The sequence below is a fragment of the Leeuwenhoekiella obamensis genome (genome assembly GCF_055391795.1).
Genome location: NZ_AP029251.1, coordinates 3,316,123 through 3,332,133, shown reverse-complemented (window position 1 = coordinate 3,332,133; position 16,011 = coordinate 3,316,123). Strand labels below are relative to the sequence as shown.

Sequence of the window (16,011 nt, the reverse complement as noted above, 5' to 3'; positions counted from 1 at the left end):
CGCCTGGATCACTTCGGGCGTTTCTTTTTTAGAATGATTTTAAATTATAGAAATGTGCATAATTTGGAGTAAATCGATTTAATAAAAAGTCTTAACGTATTCTAAAAATCTTTAAATTACCCACTCTAAAATGCGCGATATTTAAGGAAATCAAAATATAGCGCCAAATAATTCAGAATTAAATGCAAATTATTGAAGACTCAACGTTCTATGACGCCATAATTGTAGGCTCTGGAGCGGGTGGTGGTATGGCCACAAAAGTTTTAGCTGACGCCGGTCTTAAAGTCGCTGTGGTAGAAGCAGGACCATTTTTTGACCCCGCAGATCCCGAACAAAGAACACAATTACGCTGGCCTTATGAATCAGAGCGACGCGGTGCAAGCACCTCACGTCCTTTTGGTGATTTTGATTCAGCTTACGGCGGATGGGAAATTGAAGGAGAACCTTATACACACGCAGAGGGAACTAAATTTGACTGGTTTAGATCTCACATGTTAGGTGGTCGTACAAACCACTGGGGAAGGATCTCTTTACGTTTCGGGCCTCATGATTTTAAGCATAAAGATATAGATGGATATGGTGATAACTGGCCTATCAGTTATGACGATGTTAAACCATATTACGATAAGGTAGATAAGATGATCGGGGTCTTTGGGACTAATGAAGGTCTTGCTAATGATCCTGATGGATTCTTCCTTCCTCCACCAAAGCCACGTCTTCACGAGCTATTTTACATAAAAGGAGCTAAGAAGTCTAACATCCCGGTTTACCCATCAAGAATGTCTATGTTGACTAAGAAGATCAACAATGACAGAGGGGTTTGTTTTTACTGTGGTCAATGCTCTAGAGCATGTATGGCATATGCAGATTTCTCTGCAGGTACATGTCTTGTATTCCCGGCACAAAAGAGCCGCGGTCAAGTTGACCTATTTGTAAACTGTGTAGTTCGTACAGTTACAACAAATGATGAAGGTAAAGCAACTGGTGTATCTTACATCAACAAAGAAGATAGAAAAGAATACAAACTTAAAGGTAAGGTTGTGATCTTAGGAGCTTCAGCATGTAGCTCTGCTAGAATTCTTTTAAACTCAAAAAGCAAGCAACACCCTAATGGTTTAGGAAACAGCAGCAACTTAGTAGGTAAATATCTACACGATTCTACTGGAGCTGACCGTATGGGCTTCATCCCAGATCTTATGAACCGTAAGGTTTCTTATAACGAAGATGGTGTGGGTGGTATGCACGTTTACTCACCATGGTGGGGCGACAACTCTAAACTAGATTTCCCTCGTGGGTATCACATTGAAGTTTGGGGTGGTATGGGTATGCCTAGCTACGGTTTTGGATTTAATGTGAATGACTTTAACCAGTTCTTTGGCACAAATGCGGGTGGATATGGAGATATCCTTCGTAGCGACGCTAAGAAATACTACGGTGCCGTTGTAGGTATGAGTGGTCGTGGTGAGTCTATCGCTAGAAAAGAAAACTACTGTGAGATCGATCCTAATACTGTAGACCAATTTGGTATTCCGGTGTTAAAATTCAACTACAAGTGGTCAGATCTAGAGCGCAATCAGGCGAAGCACATGCAAGATACTTTTGAGGAAATCCTTGTAAATATGGGCGGTATTCCTTTGGGCGAAAAGCCAGGAAAAGATATAGACTACGGTCTACACGCGCCAGGTAGAATTATCCACGAGGTAGGAACCACTCGTATGGGTGACGATGCTAAGACTTCTGTGACAAACAAATTTAACCAGCTTCACGACGTAGATAATGTTTATGTTGTAGATGCAGGACCATTTGTTTCACAAGCTGATAAAAACTGTACCTGGACGATCCTTGCACTTTCTTGGAGAGCTTCAGAGCACATCGTTGAGCAATTAAAACAACAAAATATATAAGTACCATGGATAGAAGAGAGAGTATTAGATCAATGGTATTAGCTTCTTTTGCAGGAGGTCTTGCCATGTATGGTTGTAAACCAGATGGCACTCCCATAGAAGCTGAAGAAGTAGCTACAGCAACTGCTGAGTCTAAAGAATGGCGCACGCCACTAGAGAATGCAAAAATTGAAGAGCTTAATAGCGAGCAATTCTTTAATGAGCATGAACTAGAAACGCTTACTGTACTTTGTGACCTTATCCTTCCTGCAAGTGATGAGTTTAAAAGCGCATCAGATGCAGAGGTTGTGCCGTTCATAGAATTTATGTCTAAAGACATTCCTGAAATGCAAGGACCTTTGCGTGGTGGTTTAATGTGGATAGATCATAAAGCAAACGCTGAGTTCAACAAAGAATTCATCGCAGCTTCTGAGGATGAGCAAAAAGCAATTCTTGATGAGATCGCTTTTTATGATCCTAAAACTCCACAAAACGAGCGCCCATTTGAAGTAAACTGGTTCTCATTAGTAAGAAACCTTACAATGACTGGATTTTACACTTCAAAGATCGGTATCGAAGAAATAGGCTATAAAGGTAACCAACCTAACACTTGGGATGGTGTGCCGCAAGACGTGCTAGATCAGCATGGCGTAGCGTATGATGAAGAGTGGATCGCAAAATGTGTAGATCACAGTAAAGCTGGTATTCAGGCAGAGTGGGATGATGAGGGTAACCTTATCACTTAATCTGTAGATCATATTAGATTTTATTTCGCTTAAAGCGAAAAGGAAACACCCGGCATTGCTGGGTGTTTTTTATTTTATACCCTTATAAAATGGAGTTCTGCTTTGCCTACAATGCGCACTTCCATTCCGTCGATGGTTTCAATTCTATCAATAGGTATTTCTAGATGCAGATTCTCACTGTCTAGCAGCGTGATTTTCGCGTTAAGCGTAGCATTATCTACAACTAAAAACAAAGATTCTTCATCAAAAGAATAACTACCGCTAGATAAAAAATCTGCCGCAACAATGGGAATTACTTCCTCATAACTTTGCCCTATAAACGTGGTTTGCAATGTGAGATTAAAATTACCTTCAGAGGTGAAATCTCCATTTTCCTTAAGTTTAAGTAAATAGAAAAATTCATTTCCAAGACCTGCGACATAAGCAGTTACCGGCTGTCCACCAATATTTGCAGAAGCCGTCGCATTCTTAAGATTTAAATATTCAAGGCTCCAAGTATTAATGATGAGATCTGTTTGCACCTCGTCCTGATCATTACCGGTTGACACGTCACCTTCCACATAATCAGGCGGTATATCATCTGTAGTTCTATCTAAAATATAAGGCTCATTCTCACACGACTGAAGAACAAAGAACATAATTAATATGGGCAACAATCTCACAATTCCTTTCATAGCTGACATTTAAGTGATTAAATGCATTCTTTATAAAATTATCGAATTTCTCTCCTGCATCAAATATTTTAACGCCGCTATGCGCTAAGCCCGCTTAACTTCTTAAATTTGCACCTCTTATTTATAAGCAATGTACAGATCACACAACAATGGAGCCTTAAGGGCTGAAAATATTGGAGAAACAGTAACCTTATCTGGCTGGGTGCAAAAATCCAGAGATAAAGGTTTTATGATATGGGTTGACCTTAGAGATCGCTATGGCATCACGCAACTTATTTTTGATGAAGAGCGTACGCCAAAAGAAGTGATGGATAAAGCGCGTGAACTTGGTAGAGAATTCGTGATACAAGTAGAAGGTGAAGTTATTGAGCGCGAATCAAAAAATGCTAAGATCCCAACTGGTGATATCGAGATCCTTGTAAAAGAACTTAAAGTTCTAAACGACTCAAAAACACCTCCTTTTACCATTGAGAATGATACTGATGGTGGCGAAGATCTAAGAATGAAATATCGCTATCTAGACATTCGTCGAAATCCTGTTAAGGAGAAATTGATCTTCCGTCACAAGGTTTCTATCGCTGTGCGTAATTATCTTTCTGAGCAAGGATTTATTGAAGTTGAAACTCCGTATTTAATAAAATCTACACCAGAAGGTGCTCGTGATTTTGTTGTGCCTAGCCGCATGAACGAAGGACAATTCTACGCATTGCCTCAATCGCCACAAACCTTTAAGCAATTGCTTATGGTAGGCGGTATGGATAAATACTTCCAGATCGTAAAATGCTTTAGAGACGAAGATCTTAGAGCAGACCGCCAGCCAGAATTCACGCAAATTGACTGCGAGATGGCGTTTGTAGAACAAGAAGATATTCTTGACACTTTTGAAGGACTTACAAAGCACCTGCTTAAGGAAGTTAACGGCGTTGAGATCGAGAAGTTCCCAAGAATGACCTATGATGAGGCTATGGCCAAATATGGTAACGACAAGCCTGATATTCGTTTTGGGATGGAGTTTGGCGAGCTTAACGAAGTTGCCCAGCACAAAGACTTTAATGTATTTAATAGCGCAGAGCTTGTAGTAGGTATTGCAGTACCTGGCGGTGGCAAATATACTCGCAAAGAGATCGATAAATTGATCCACTGGGTGAAGCGCCCACAAGTGGGAGCGCTTGGGATGGTTTATGTAAAATGTAACGAAGATGGTTCTTATAAATCTTCTGTAGATAAATTTTATGATCAAGATGACCTTGCAAAATGGGCTGAGAAAACCGGTGCTAAACCTGGTGATCTGATCTGTGTTCTTTCTGGCGAAAGCCAAAAAACAAGAGCGCAACTTAGCGCACTACGTATGGAAATGGGAGAGCGTCTTGGCTTGAGAAAAGCAGATGAGTTTGCTCCACTTTGGGTTATAGATTTCCCGCTTCTAGAATGGGACGAAGAAACTGAAAGATACCATGCAATGCACCACCCGTTCACTTCGCCAAAACCTGGTCAACTAGAAATGCTTAATACAGATCCTGGCGCGGTAAAAGCAAACGCGTACGACCTTGTATTAAATGGTAACGAAATAGGCGGTGGATCTATCAGGATCTTTGACAGCGAGACGCAGTCTACAATGTTTGACCATCTAGGTTTTACAAAAGAAGAAGCGCAGGCACAGTTTGGCTTCTTGATGGAGGCGTTTAAATATGGTGCTCCTCCACACGGTGGTCTTGCCTTTGGTCTTGATAGACTGGTTGCGATCCTTGGCGGTCAAGAAACCATTCGTGATTTTATCGCATTCCCTAAGAACAATGCAGGTCGTGACGTGATGATCGATGCGCCGGCAACTATTGATGATGCACAATTAAAAGAGCTAAATCTTAAGGTTACGCTTTAAGATTTCAGTAGTTATACAACACAAGAAACCCGGGCAGATGTCCGGGTTTTTCTTTTGGCTTAAAGCCAAAAAAACTCCCACTCAATTAAGAATGGGAGTAATTTATGGCTAATAGTAATATGGAATATTATTTAGTCCAACCTGCACCCCAAGTAGCGTATGCAGCTGTACCATCATAATCACCTTCTGAAAGGATGAAATCACCTTCGTCGAAAGTTACTCCTGTATCATTTTTAAGTTTAGTAGTAACGTTTACAAAGTTTACACCAGTAACGTTAAGATCACCATCTACAACACCTTGACCAGTTGGGCTATCACCACTGTCACCATCAAGATCAAAACCTTCGTAGAAATCCTGGATGTAGATGTTAGTGAAGATACCGCGAGTTCCTGCACGTAGACGTACAGCTTCGCTACTATCGTCAGCTGCATTAAATCCTATGAATGTAGCGTTAGAGATCTCTGGCATTGAGAAATAAGTTGGGTTAGAGTTGTTACCTATATCTGTGTTGAAACCATCAGCTTCCACAGCTTTGTCATGAGACTCCATATGCTTAACATAAGCATAGTTTACGCTACCAGACCAACCTTCAGTCCAGTCGATAGAGTCATCTTGAGCACCTACTACAGAAAGGTAAGCTACGTTTACTGTACCACCGAAGAATTCAACACCATCATCAGCACCGATGTATGTTTGAATGTGGTTTACAGTAGTACCGCTACCTACACCGTAGAAAGAGAAACCGTTGTTTTCTGACTGACCATCAGCAGCACCACCACCATACTCAACACGAGTGTAAGTGATAATTCCAGAAAAATCAGCATCGTCATTACCACCGTAAGGAAGACCGCCTATCTCTGAAGTAGAAGTTGCACCACCAGAAGTAGAGTTTATAGGAGCACGACCTAGAACGATAAGACCTCCCCAGTCACCAGCAGCAGGAGCACTAGCACCTGAAGTCATTACGATAGGAGCGTTAGCCTCACCTTGAGCATCAATAGTTGCACCTTGAGAAATAGCGATATAAACAGAAGCACCACTTGCATCAGCTACGATAGTAGTACCTGCAGGGATAGTAAGCTTTGTTCCAGGAGCCATGATCATAGCACCAGTAAGCATGTTGTTATCTTGTGGTCTAAGTACAACATTATCAGTATAAGTACCAGCAAGAGTTACATCTTTACCAGTCTCATCGTCTTCACCACTATTATTAGGGTTATTGTTTACTACGCTGTTGTCAACACTATTATCTGTATTGTTAATCACAATCTCAGCAGTGTCATCAGCTTCACAAGAGGCAAACAACATTGCCACAATTGCTAAGCTTAAGAATAGATAATTAGTCTTCATCGTGTTTTGAGTATTAAATTAATTTTTGTTCAGAATTGATAATTAGAATTTGTATTTCACGGCAAGACCTAAGTCTATACCTCTTTGATATTTAGAGATTGCAACATCACCTTCTGATGTTCCTTCTCTTACGTATTGAATTGTAGGATCTAGTAGATTCTTTGCGCTTAAGTTTAGCTCCCAAGCTTCACCTAACTGGTTTTTCCAGATAAAGTCTAGCGTGCTAACACCGGTTTCTACGATGTTACCTAGTTGACCAGAACCAAGTGCATCGATACGATCTGCGAAATATGAGTAGATCAAACTAGCGTTAGGCGTCCAGTTCTCAAATTTTGCTGGGCTCCAGTTTATGTCTGCGTTGATCAAGAAAGGAGATGCACCTTGTAATTGCTCTTCTCCGCTTAATGTTGAAGAGTACAAACCATTAGAGCTCTTTAGATCTTGATTAGTATACATGTAAGTAGCATTAACACCTGCTGAAAGCTCAGAGTTGTCATCTTCATCAAGAAGTAAATTCTTTCTTACTTCTAGCTCAACACCATATACATTTGCTTTATCTCCCGTTCTAAAGTAACGCTGAGTACCAGTTGCATCGTTAGCGATCACTTTGTTAATAGGATCGTTGATCTGTTTTGCAAAACCAGCTACAGAGATCAATTCTCCCTTAGTTACAAACCACTCCCATTTCAGGTCTACGTTATAAATTTTTGAAACTGCAGGATCTTCAAGAAGATCAGAGTTACCACCCACACGAGTTGTTACGTCTTCATAAACAAACGGCGCAACCTCTTTAAATTCTGGGAAAGAAACTGTCTTAGATGCAGAGAACCTTAAGTTCATATCATCATTAAGCGCATACTTAACGTTAAGACTAGGTAAATAGAAGTTCTCATAAGAAGATGCAAAACCATCGTCATTTACAAGGTTTATCACATCATAAGAGATAGATTGATCGTAAGACTCCATACGGAAACCAGGAACAAATAACCACTTACCCGTAACGATCTCTGCATTGATGTAACCTGCATGAATTCTTAAGTTACCTGTATATTGATTCTCGTAAGTACCAGGAACGTTACGCTGGCCTATACCTGCATCAGGAATTTCGTTAAAAACGAATGTATCATAAACAACACCTAGGTTGTCAACATTAAAAATGCTGTTTAGATTATTGATATCTTGCACTTCTGTATTTGGCGAAAGCAAATCATAACCATAACGAGTGTTCTCAAAATAACGCTCTTTGTAACGACCGTTATAACCAAAGCTGAATTTAAAATTCTCTGAAGCTTTATACTCAACATTTAAACGGCTGTTAAGTTCTTCATCTTCGATATCCTGAAAATATCTCTGGTTATCAAAGTTTGTGTTGTTATAAAAAGTAGGGCTTGTACTTGCATCATTGTCTAAAGCAAGATCATAACGCTCTAACGTGAAACGCTTTCTATCTGGCTGGTGAGCAAAAACCTTGTTATAACCCACACCCCAATCAAGTGTCCAGTTGTCATCAAATTGATGTAAACCAGAAAGCTGATTCACAAAAATTAAATCTTCTTCAAAAAGTATGTTTCTTACAAAGAAACCTTTATCTGTATCGCGAATCGCATCACGGTTTTGACCCATACCGTCAATACCATAATCACCAACCTCATCATTAGAACTATTGATAAACAAGCTGGTAAAATTGATCTTGTGATTACCATTTCTATAGATAAAGTTTGTCATCGCAGTAGTTGTAGTTGAGTATTCAAACTCTTCTACATCGTCAAAACGTTGCTTAACCGTAGTTGTATAATCTACCGCAGAACCTCTTCTGTATTCAAAACCATTTGTGAATGACGCTGTCGCGAAAACACTAAGTCGACTATCATCTTTAAAGTCAAAAGACTTACCACCAGAGATAGTTCCGTTTATGTTGATAGGTGTACCACCATCTACTGGATCTACAGGGTGAGAAAGAATAACTGCAAATGGATGGTGTGCGTATCTGTTGTAGAAACCAAAGTATCCAGTACCCTCACTACGCATGAAGTTTTGACCAGCAGCTCTTGTGTTAATTCCAGAACCAAGTTCTGCTTCAAGATAACCTCTTCCTTTATAATCTTTAGGAGTTACATCAATGTTACTTGCTGCAAAGTCTCCATAGAATTTAGAACTGTATGCTTTACTTACAGCTACATTCTGTATTACATCAGATGGAAAAAGATCTAAATCAATATTCTTTTTCTCGATATTGTTTGAAGGAAGTGTTAGTCCGTTTAAGGTTGTGTTTAAGTAACGGTCACCTAAACCACGTACATATACGTTTCCAGAACCACTGTTTTGTTTAGAAACACCACTTATTTTTGCGATAGCAGCGGCAGCGTTGCTTACACCTTTTCGCGAAAGCTCTTGTGCACCTATCGCCTCTGTGATAGAAGTTGCGTTCTTCTGCTCAAGTAATAATGCAACCTCAGACTCTCTAGATACTGTAGTTGTAATTACAACCTCATCTAGCGCAGCAGCGGCAGCACTAAGACCTGTATTGATCTCTGTAACTTTACCTGCTTCTACAGTAACATTAGGAACTTCTAGAGTTTCATAACCCACAAAACTAAAGATCACAGTATATGATCCTGGATCTACATTGTCTATAGAGTAAAGACCGTCAAAGTCTGTAGTTGCTCCTTTAGTAGTACCTTTAAGTTGAACCGTTGCGAATGGCAGGGGCTCATTATTCACTTCATTGTCACTAAGTACTCCTACGATCTTTCCCTTATCTTGAGAAAATCCCGAGAATACTACAGTAAGTAATACAAGTGATAATAGATAAATTTTCCTCATTACTAGCTTTAATTAGTCGAGGGCAAAATAACGGCGCGCCTGTAAAGCCATTGTTACCTCAGGATTAAACAAGGTTTACGTTTGTGTTACCTAAACGTTAACACCGCTAGTGCTCAAAACTAGCGTTAAGCTCTTCACCTACTTTTCAAATAACGTATCTTGCAAACTGAAAAAATTACAGCTATGATGCACTGGGAGCAATTGCTTTCGCTAAAGAAATTTGGAGATCAAACCAAGCGATTAAGAAATGAGCAAGACGAAACTCGTCTAGGTTTTGAAGTAGATTATGATCGCGTGATCTTCTCATCAGCTTTTAGAAGTCTGCAAGATAAAACGCAGGTGATCCCGCTTTCTAAAACAGACTTTGTGCACACACGTCTTACACACAGCCTTGAAGTTTCGGTTGTGGGAAGGTCGCTAGGCAGACTTGCAGGAACGCAGATCCTCAAGAAATACCCGCACCTTCAGAAGGTGCATGGGCATCAGGTAAATGACTTTGGAGCGATCGTCGCGGCGGCGGCACTGGCGCATGATATAGGTAATCCACCCTTTGGCCACAGTGGCGAAAAAGCAATAGGCGAATTTTTTAAAAGCGGTGCAGGAAAAAGGTTTAAAGACAGGCTTTCGCCAAAAGAATACCAAGACCTCATCAAATTTGAAGGTAACGCTAATGGTTTCAGGATCCTTACAAAAAGCCGGCCAGGCGCAGAAGGCGGAATACGCTTATCGTATGCGACCTTAGGAGCTTTTACAAAATACCCTAAAGAATCTTTACCGCACAAACCCACGCCACACATTGCCGATAAGAAATATGGCTTTTTTCAAAGTGAGAAAGACTTTTTCACGGAAGTGGCAGAAGAGCTTGGCTTGATAAAAAGAGGAGCAAAAGAAGACATTGCATATTGCAGACATCCGCTTACCTTTCTTGTAGAAGCTGCAGATGATATTTGCTATACCATCATTGATTTTGAAGATGGTATAAACATGGGACTTATTGAAGAAGAGTTTGCTTTAGAATATCTGGTAAAACTCGTGGGCAAGACAATAGACAAAGCAAAATATTCTAGCCTCACCACCACTCCAGAGCGCATAGGCTACTTACGCGCACTGGCGATCAACACTTTGATACGAGAAGCTGTTGAAATTTTCATGACGCATGAAGAAGATATCTTAAAAGGCGAATTCTCATCTTCTTTATTAGATAAAAGCACATTTTCAGCTCAGATAGACGACATCATCAAGCTAAGCATAGAACGTATTTATGAAAGTCATGAAGTGATAGAAAAGGAAATTGCAGGGTATGAGATCATGGCGACTTTGCTTAAAGCAAAATGTTCTGTTCTTGATGAAGACAGTCATTATAGTCATTTGCTCACAAAGTTATTTGGCTCTAAACCAAAAGAAGAAAACCATCTCTACGATAATCTCGTAGAAATATGTACAGAGGTTGCTCTTATGACAGATGGGCAAGCGTTGAGATTGTTCAGAAAAATTAAGGGTATTAACTTAATTTAATCGTCAACTTTATTTGAAAATCGATAAATTTAGGCCGTTTGAAACCCCTTTAAGTTTACTTTTTTCATAAAATCATAGGTGCCTTTGTGGGTTTATCAAACTTCACCCAAAATTTATTCTATGAAAAAATATTACATTCTATTTCTTTTGGCCTTGAGCCTCACCTCTTTTACGCTACAAGCGCAAAATTATGAAGCGGCAATTGAGGCTTACATTAGTGCAAATCAGAAGAAGTTTACGGGCACTACTTCTCCAGAATATGTACTGTCAACTTTTGCTGAGAAGAAAAAAGATTATGCTACTGTATACGCAAAGCAGACGTTAAATGGTATTGAGATCTACAATGCGATAAGCAGCTTTGCTATTAAAGATGGTAAAGTGATCTATGCGGCAGATAGGTTTGTAAAAAATTTAAAATCCAGAAGTGCAGAACAACCCAATATCGATCCTCAAACCGCAGTTGAAAAAGCTGCTAAACGATTTGATCTTGGTGCTACTGGAACTATACAAATCGTAGCCGCAGAGGGTAAGGATTATCTTTTGTCTAAAGGTAATATCTCTTCTAAGAATATCCCGGCGCGATTACTTTATGTCAATACAGAAGATGGTTTAAAGTTGTCTTGGCATGTAACCATTTATGAAAAGTCTGATCTACACTGGTGGAGTGTAAATGTGGATGCTAAATCAGGAGAAATACTCACGATCAATGACCTAGTACTTTCATGCAACTTTGATGAAAATCCATTTTCTAGATCAAATCATACAGGGCACAATCATGATCATTTTGACTTAAATCTTCAAAACTCAAATGCTTCGTCAGCCCTAGCAGGAGAGCAATATAGAGTTTTTGCACTACCTTTAGAAAGCCCGAATCATGGGTCACGTTCACTAGTTGTAGAACCACAGGATGATCTTGCATCACCTTTTGGGTGGCATGATATAGATGGAGCTCCTGGCGCAGAATGGACAGACACAAGTGGTAATAATGTATACTCTATTCTTTATGACTCAGAAACTGAAGACCTATATTTTGCTGAAGGTGGTACAAATTTAAATTTTGATTTCGATCTTAATTTAGATTCTCGCCCTATAGATTACTTAGATGCTTCTCTTACGAATCTATTTTATATGAACAATAAAGTTCATGACATTCTCTACCACTATGGCTTTGATGAACAAAGCGGTAATTTTCAAACAAATAACTACGGTAGAGGTCGTGTAGACGATGAAGATAATCCTATAGGTGATGATGATTTTGTTTTCGCTTTAGGTCAAGATGATTCTGGACTTAACAACGCAACCTTCGCTACTGATGTAGATGGAGTAAGCGGAGTAATGCGTATGTTTTTATGGTCTGCTACAGGTCCTGCTGGAAAATTATTGACAATCAACAGTCCTAATTCTTTAGCCGGACAATATGGAGCTACCGAAGCAACTTTCGGGCCGAGTCTTACAGATCAACCCATTTCAGGTGATTTAGCTCTTATGAAAGATGATAATTCAGGTTCGTCTACTGACTCTTATGATGCTTGTGACCCGCTGACAAATGGTAATGATCTTAATGGTAAGATAGCCGTAGTGCGACGTGGTTCCTGCGACTTCACGTCAAAAGTTAGCAAAGCTCAAGCAAATGGAGCACTTGCTGTAATTGTAGTTAACAATGTTGAGGGAGAACCTATTGTAATGGGAGGTGTAGATGAAGGAATAAATATACCTTCAATAATGATATCACTTTCAGATGGAACTCCAGTTATAAATGCATTACTTGGAAATGAAGTTATTAATGCTTCTTTAGCTTTTAATGGACCATATCAAAAAGATGGCTCCTTAGACAATGGTATTATAGCTCATGAGTATGGCCATGGAGTGTCAAATAGATTTACTGGCGGGCCAGATCAGGCAGATTGTCTTATCGCATGTACAGAACGTGATACCGATGGTGATTGTGTAGGCAGTACCTACACGGAACAAATGGGTGAAGGTTGGTCTGATTATATCGGCTTGATTCTCACTATGACAGCTAACGATTCTGCAGAAGACCCAAGGGGTTATGGAACTTACGTAATAGGCGAAGGAACTGACGGAAATGGAATAAGACCTGAACCTTATACTACAGATATAGCAATCAATCCGCTAACTTATAAAGACACTAACAATGACATTAAAATCTCTGCACCACACGGTGTAGGTTCTATCTGGGCAGAAATGTTATGGGAAATGACCTGGTCATTAATTGATGTTTATGGCTTTGACCCTGATTTCTACGAAGGTAATGGCGGCAACAATATTGCGCTTCAACTTGTGATGCAAGGTATGAAGATGCAACCTTGTCAGCCTGGTTTTGTAGACGGTCGCGACGCCATTCTTGCTGCAGACGATCTTCTTTATGGTGGTAAACACAAATGTTTTATCTGGAAGGCTTTCGCCAAAAGAGGTCTTGGACTTAGCGCAGATCAAGGAGATCCTTTAAAAAGAAGAGATCAAAAAGAAGCTTTTGACATCCCAGAAGAATTTCAAGGAGAATGTGTGCTAGGAGTTAAAAATGTACAAACTCAAGGCGCTTTTAAAGTTTACCCTAACCCAAACAACGGATTATTTAGAGTTTCTCTTAACCGTAGTTTTGGAGATGGAGAATTAACTCTTTATGACCTTAATGGAAGAAGAGTATATCAAGAAACAAAAACGCTAGAAGGAAATATAGAACTTAATGTAGGTTCACTTTCTAAAGGTGTTTATATCCTAGAGATCAAAAATGACCAAGTTTCTCAAACCGAGAAATTACTTATTCAATAGTATATAAATAATAACAGATAAAAGAGAGCGGCTAATTGGCCGCTCTCTTTAGTTTCTTAATGCGCTAATCTTTTGCTCTAAAGCATTTCTATCTATACCGGCGATGGTGTGGAGTTCTTCTGTCGTGCCATGCTCTATGAAGTTATCCGGAATTCCCATAATTTGTATGGATTCTTTGTATCCTTTTTTCGCTGCAAAGCAAACCACATTACTGCCAAAACCACCTACCTCAGCGCCATCTTCTATGGTGATGATGTTTGTATACTGATCGAATATTTGAAGTAACATATCTTCGTCCAATGGTTTGACAAAACCAAAATAAAACACCCCTACTCCATCAAATTCTTCTGCAACTTCTAATGCCAGATCAGTGATCTTACCGGTTGTGAGAATGGCAATGTCTTTTCCTTTTTTCAAAATTTCAGCTTTGCCAAAAAGGGTTTTCTCAAATGGTTTCTCCCAATCTATTAAATCACCTCTTCCCCGCGGATAACGAATAGCAAGTGGACCGTTAAGTCCGTTTTGCGCAGTAAACATGATATTGCGCAAAGTGACTTCGTCACGTGGAGCATAAATCGCAATGTTTGGAATACAATTAAGATAAGCCAGATCAAAAACTCCGTGGTGCGTGGCACCGTCCTGGCCCACAAGACCAGCTCTATCTAAACAAAATATAATAGGCAGATTTTGCAAAGCCACATCATGGATCACTTGATCGTAAGCTCGCTGCAAAAAAGTAGAATATATATTACAAAAGACTACAAATCCTTCAGCTGCCATACCAGCCGAAAGCGTAACCGCATGTTGCTCGGCAATCCCAACATCAAATGCTCTGTCTGGTAATTGCTCCATCATATACTTAAGAGAACTACCTGTAGGCATCGCCGGCGTGATACCTATGATCTTTTTATTTTTTAGCCCAAGCTCTACTATGGTTTGCCCAAAAACATCCTGAAATTTTGGTGGCTGTAAAGCAGTGGATTTTGGCAACGTTTCGCCAGTTATGGCATCAAATTTACCGGGAGCATGATATTTTACTTGATCTTTTTCGGCTTGTTTTAAGCCCTTTCCTTTTGTGGTAATTACATGAAGAAACTTAGGTCCTTTAATCTTTTTCATGGTATTTAAAACCTCGATCAACTTCTCTAGATCATGACCATCTACGGGACCAAAATATTTAAAATTAAGCGCTTCAAAAAGATTCTCATCTCGCTGATTTCCTGTTTTGACATTCGTCAAATATCTTTTTAAGGCTCCCACGCTGGGATCAATACCTATCGCATTGTCATTGAGAATAACCAGCAAATTCGCATCAGTTACTCCCGCGTGATTTAACCCTTCAAAGGCCATCCCACTTGCAATTGAAGCATCACCAATTACCGCAACATGTTGCCTATTTTCATCTCCTGTAAGCTTTGCTGCGATCGCCATACCCAGCGCAGCAGAGATCGATGTACTGCTGTGCCCTGTACCAAAGGCATCATAATCACTTTCTGCTCTGCGAGGAAAACCGCTAATTCCATCCAGTTGACGATTCGTCTCAAAAACATCTCTTCTACCCGTTAAGATCTTATGACCATACGCTTGATGGCCAACATCCCAGATTAGTTTATCTAGCGGAGTTTTATACACATAATGCAGCGCGATCGTAAGCTCTACAACACCCAGACTTGCTCCAAGATGACCTTCTTTTACCGCAACAATATCAATGATAAATCTTCTTAATTCTTCACTAAGTTGTTGCAGTTGCTCTAGAGAAAAATCTCTAAAGTCTGCCGGGTCATTAATAGTATCAAGAAGTCTGGATGCCATACGTCAAATTTATGCTTTAAACCAGCCCGCAGCGCAGCGGGAAACAAAAATCTTGGTTATCTTGCGAGCTACAAAGTTATGGCATTACTAGAACCTTTTGACGATAATTACTTCATGAAACGAGCCCTTGTGGAAGCGCAAGCGGCGTATGATGCTGGCGAAATTCCTGTAGGAGCAATCATCACGGTTAACAACACAATTATCGCTAGAGCGCATAATCTCACAGAGCGGCTTAATGATGTTACGGCTCATGCTGAAATGCAAGCGATCACAGCTGCTGCAAATTATCTAGGAGGTAAATATTTGAAAGATTGTACAATGTACATCACCTTAGAACCCTGCCAGATGTGTGCCGGCGCGTTATACTGGAGCCAGATCTCTCGTCTTGTGATAGGCGCTTCAGACCCGCAGAGAGGTTTTGCTGCTATGGGCGCAAAACTTCATCCTAAAACCGCGGTAACATCAGGAATTATGGCTGAAGAATCTTCTCAATTAATGAAGCGTTTTTTTATCGAGAAACGTAATCTCAACTAGT

General features: G+C 40.0%; 10 protein-coding genes. 6 read left to right on the top strand and 4 right to left on the bottom strand.

The window, feature by feature from the left end; all coding sequences use genetic code 11:
* The first annotated feature begins 182 nt into the window (after window positions 1-182).
* Window positions 183-1,904 (top strand): GMC family oxidoreductase, encoded by a 1,722-nt coding sequence (locus ACZ5L8_RS14765; RefSeq protein WP_464438427.1) that lies wholly within the window; start codon window positions 183-185, stop codon window positions 1,902-1,904.
* A gap of 5 nt (window positions 1,905-1,909) precedes the next feature.
* Window positions 1,910-2,629 (top strand): gluconate 2-dehydrogenase subunit 3 family protein, encoded by a 720-nt coding sequence (locus ACZ5L8_RS14760; protein ID WP_464438426.1) that lies wholly within the window; start codon window positions 1,910-1,912, stop codon window positions 2,627-2,629.
* A 74-nt stretch (window positions 2,630-2,703) separates the two neighbouring features.
* Here the strand turns inward: ACZ5L8_RS14760 and ACZ5L8_RS14755 are convergent, their stop codons facing one another.
* Window positions 2,704-3,303: a hypothetical protein gene (locus ACZ5L8_RS14755; protein WP_464438425.1), complete on the bottom strand. Its 600-nt coding sequence runs from the start codon at window positions 3,301-3,303 to the stop codon at window positions 2,704-2,706.
* Window positions 3,304-3,433: 130 nt separating this feature from the next.
* Here ACZ5L8_RS14755 and aspS point away from each other — a divergent pair, with 130 nt between their 5' ends.
* Complete coding sequence (aspS, locus tag ACZ5L8_RS14750; protein ID WP_464438424.1) at window positions 3,434-5,182, top strand: aspartate--tRNA ligase; 1,749 nt, start codon at window positions 3,434-3,436, stop codon at window positions 5,180-5,182.
* A 127-nt stretch (window positions 5,183-5,309) separates the two neighbouring features.
* Here aspS and ACZ5L8_RS14745 read toward each other — a convergent pair whose 3' ends face one another.
* Together ACZ5L8_RS14745 and ACZ5L8_RS14740 are read right to left on the bottom strand one after the other, a co-directional pair.
* Entirely contained in the window at window positions 5,310-6,533 is a 1,224-nt protein-coding gene (locus ACZ5L8_RS14745; RefSeq protein ID WP_464438423.1) for a multidrug transporter, read from the bottom strand.
* A gap of 42 nt (window positions 6,534-6,575) precedes the next feature.
* On the bottom strand, window positions 6,576-9,356 hold the full coding sequence (locus ACZ5L8_RS14740; protein ID WP_464438422.1) for a TonB-dependent receptor: 2,781 nt from the start codon (window positions 9,354-9,356) through the stop codon (window positions 6,576-6,578).
* A 186-nt stretch (window positions 9,357-9,542) separates the two neighbouring features.
* On the opposite strand from ACZ5L8_RS14740, the gene dgt reads away from it, so the two are divergent.
* Together dgt and ACZ5L8_RS14730 are read left to right on the top strand one after the other, a co-directional pair.
* Complete coding sequence (dgt, locus tag ACZ5L8_RS14735) at window positions 9,543-10,871, top strand: dGTP triphosphohydrolase (protein ID WP_464440970.1); 1,329 nt, start codon at window positions 9,543-9,545, stop codon at window positions 10,869-10,871.
* Window positions 10,872-10,991: 120 nt separating this feature from the next.
* Window positions 10,992-13,664 (top strand): T9SS-dependent M36 family metallopeptidase, encoded by a 2,673-nt coding sequence (locus ACZ5L8_RS14730; RefSeq protein WP_464438421.1) that lies wholly within the window; start codon window positions 10,992-10,994, stop codon window positions 13,662-13,664.
* A 48-nt stretch (window positions 13,665-13,712) separates the two neighbouring features.
* Here ACZ5L8_RS14730 and ACZ5L8_RS14725 read toward each other — a convergent pair whose 3' ends face one another.
* On the bottom strand, window positions 13,713-15,476 hold the full coding sequence (locus tag ACZ5L8_RS14725; RefSeq protein WP_464438420.1) for a 1-deoxy-D-xylulose-5-phosphate synthase: 1,764 nt from the start codon (window positions 15,474-15,476) through the stop codon (window positions 13,713-13,715).
* Between the two features lie 78 nt (window positions 15,477-15,554).
* Here ACZ5L8_RS14725 and ACZ5L8_RS14720 point away from each other — a divergent pair, with 78 nt between their 5' ends.
* Window positions 15,555-16,010, top strand: a complete 456-nt coding sequence (locus tag ACZ5L8_RS14720) for a nucleoside deaminase (RefSeq protein WP_464438419.1) — start codon at window positions 15,555-15,557, stop codon at window positions 16,008-16,010.
* Window position 16,011 lies beyond the last annotated feature (1 nt).

Excerpts from the sequence above, each read along its gene's own strand:
- aspS (WP_464438424.1), top strand. The coding sequence starts at position 3,434 with ATGTACAGATCACACAACAATGGAGCCTTAAGGGCTGAAAATATTGGA.
- ACZ5L8_RS14745 (WP_464438423.1), bottom strand. The coding sequence starts at position 6,533 with ATGAAGACTAATTATCTATTCTTAAGCTTAGCAATTGTGGCAATGTTG.
- ACZ5L8_RS14765 (WP_464438427.1), top strand. The coding sequence starts at position 183 with ATGCAAATTATTGAAGACTCAACGTTCTATGACGCCATAATTGTAGGC.
- ACZ5L8_RS14730 (WP_464438421.1), top strand. The coding sequence starts at position 10,992 with ATGAAAAAATATTACATTCTATTTCTTTTGGCCTTGAGCCTCACCTCT.
- ACZ5L8_RS14725 (WP_464438420.1), bottom strand. The coding sequence starts at position 15,476 with ATGGCATCCAGACTTCTTGATACTATTAATGACCCGGCAGACTTTAGA.
- ACZ5L8_RS14720 (WP_464438419.1), top strand. The coding sequence starts at position 15,555 with ATGGCATTACTAGAACCTTTTGACGATAATTACTTCATGAAACGAGCC.
- ACZ5L8_RS14760 (WP_464438426.1), top strand. The coding sequence starts at position 1,910 with ATGGATAGAAGAGAGAGTATTAGATCAATGGTATTAGCTTCTTTTGCA.
- dgt (WP_464440970.1), top strand. The coding sequence starts at position 9,543 with ATGCACTGGGAGCAATTGCTTTCGCTAAAGAAATTTGGAGATCAAACC.
- ACZ5L8_RS14755 (WP_464438425.1), bottom strand. The coding sequence starts at position 3,303 with ATGAAAGGAATTGTGAGATTGTTGCCCATATTAATTATGTTCTTTGTT.
- ACZ5L8_RS14740 (WP_464438422.1), bottom strand. The coding sequence starts at position 9,356 with ATGAGGAAAATTTATCTATTATCACTTGTATTACTTACTGTAGTATTC.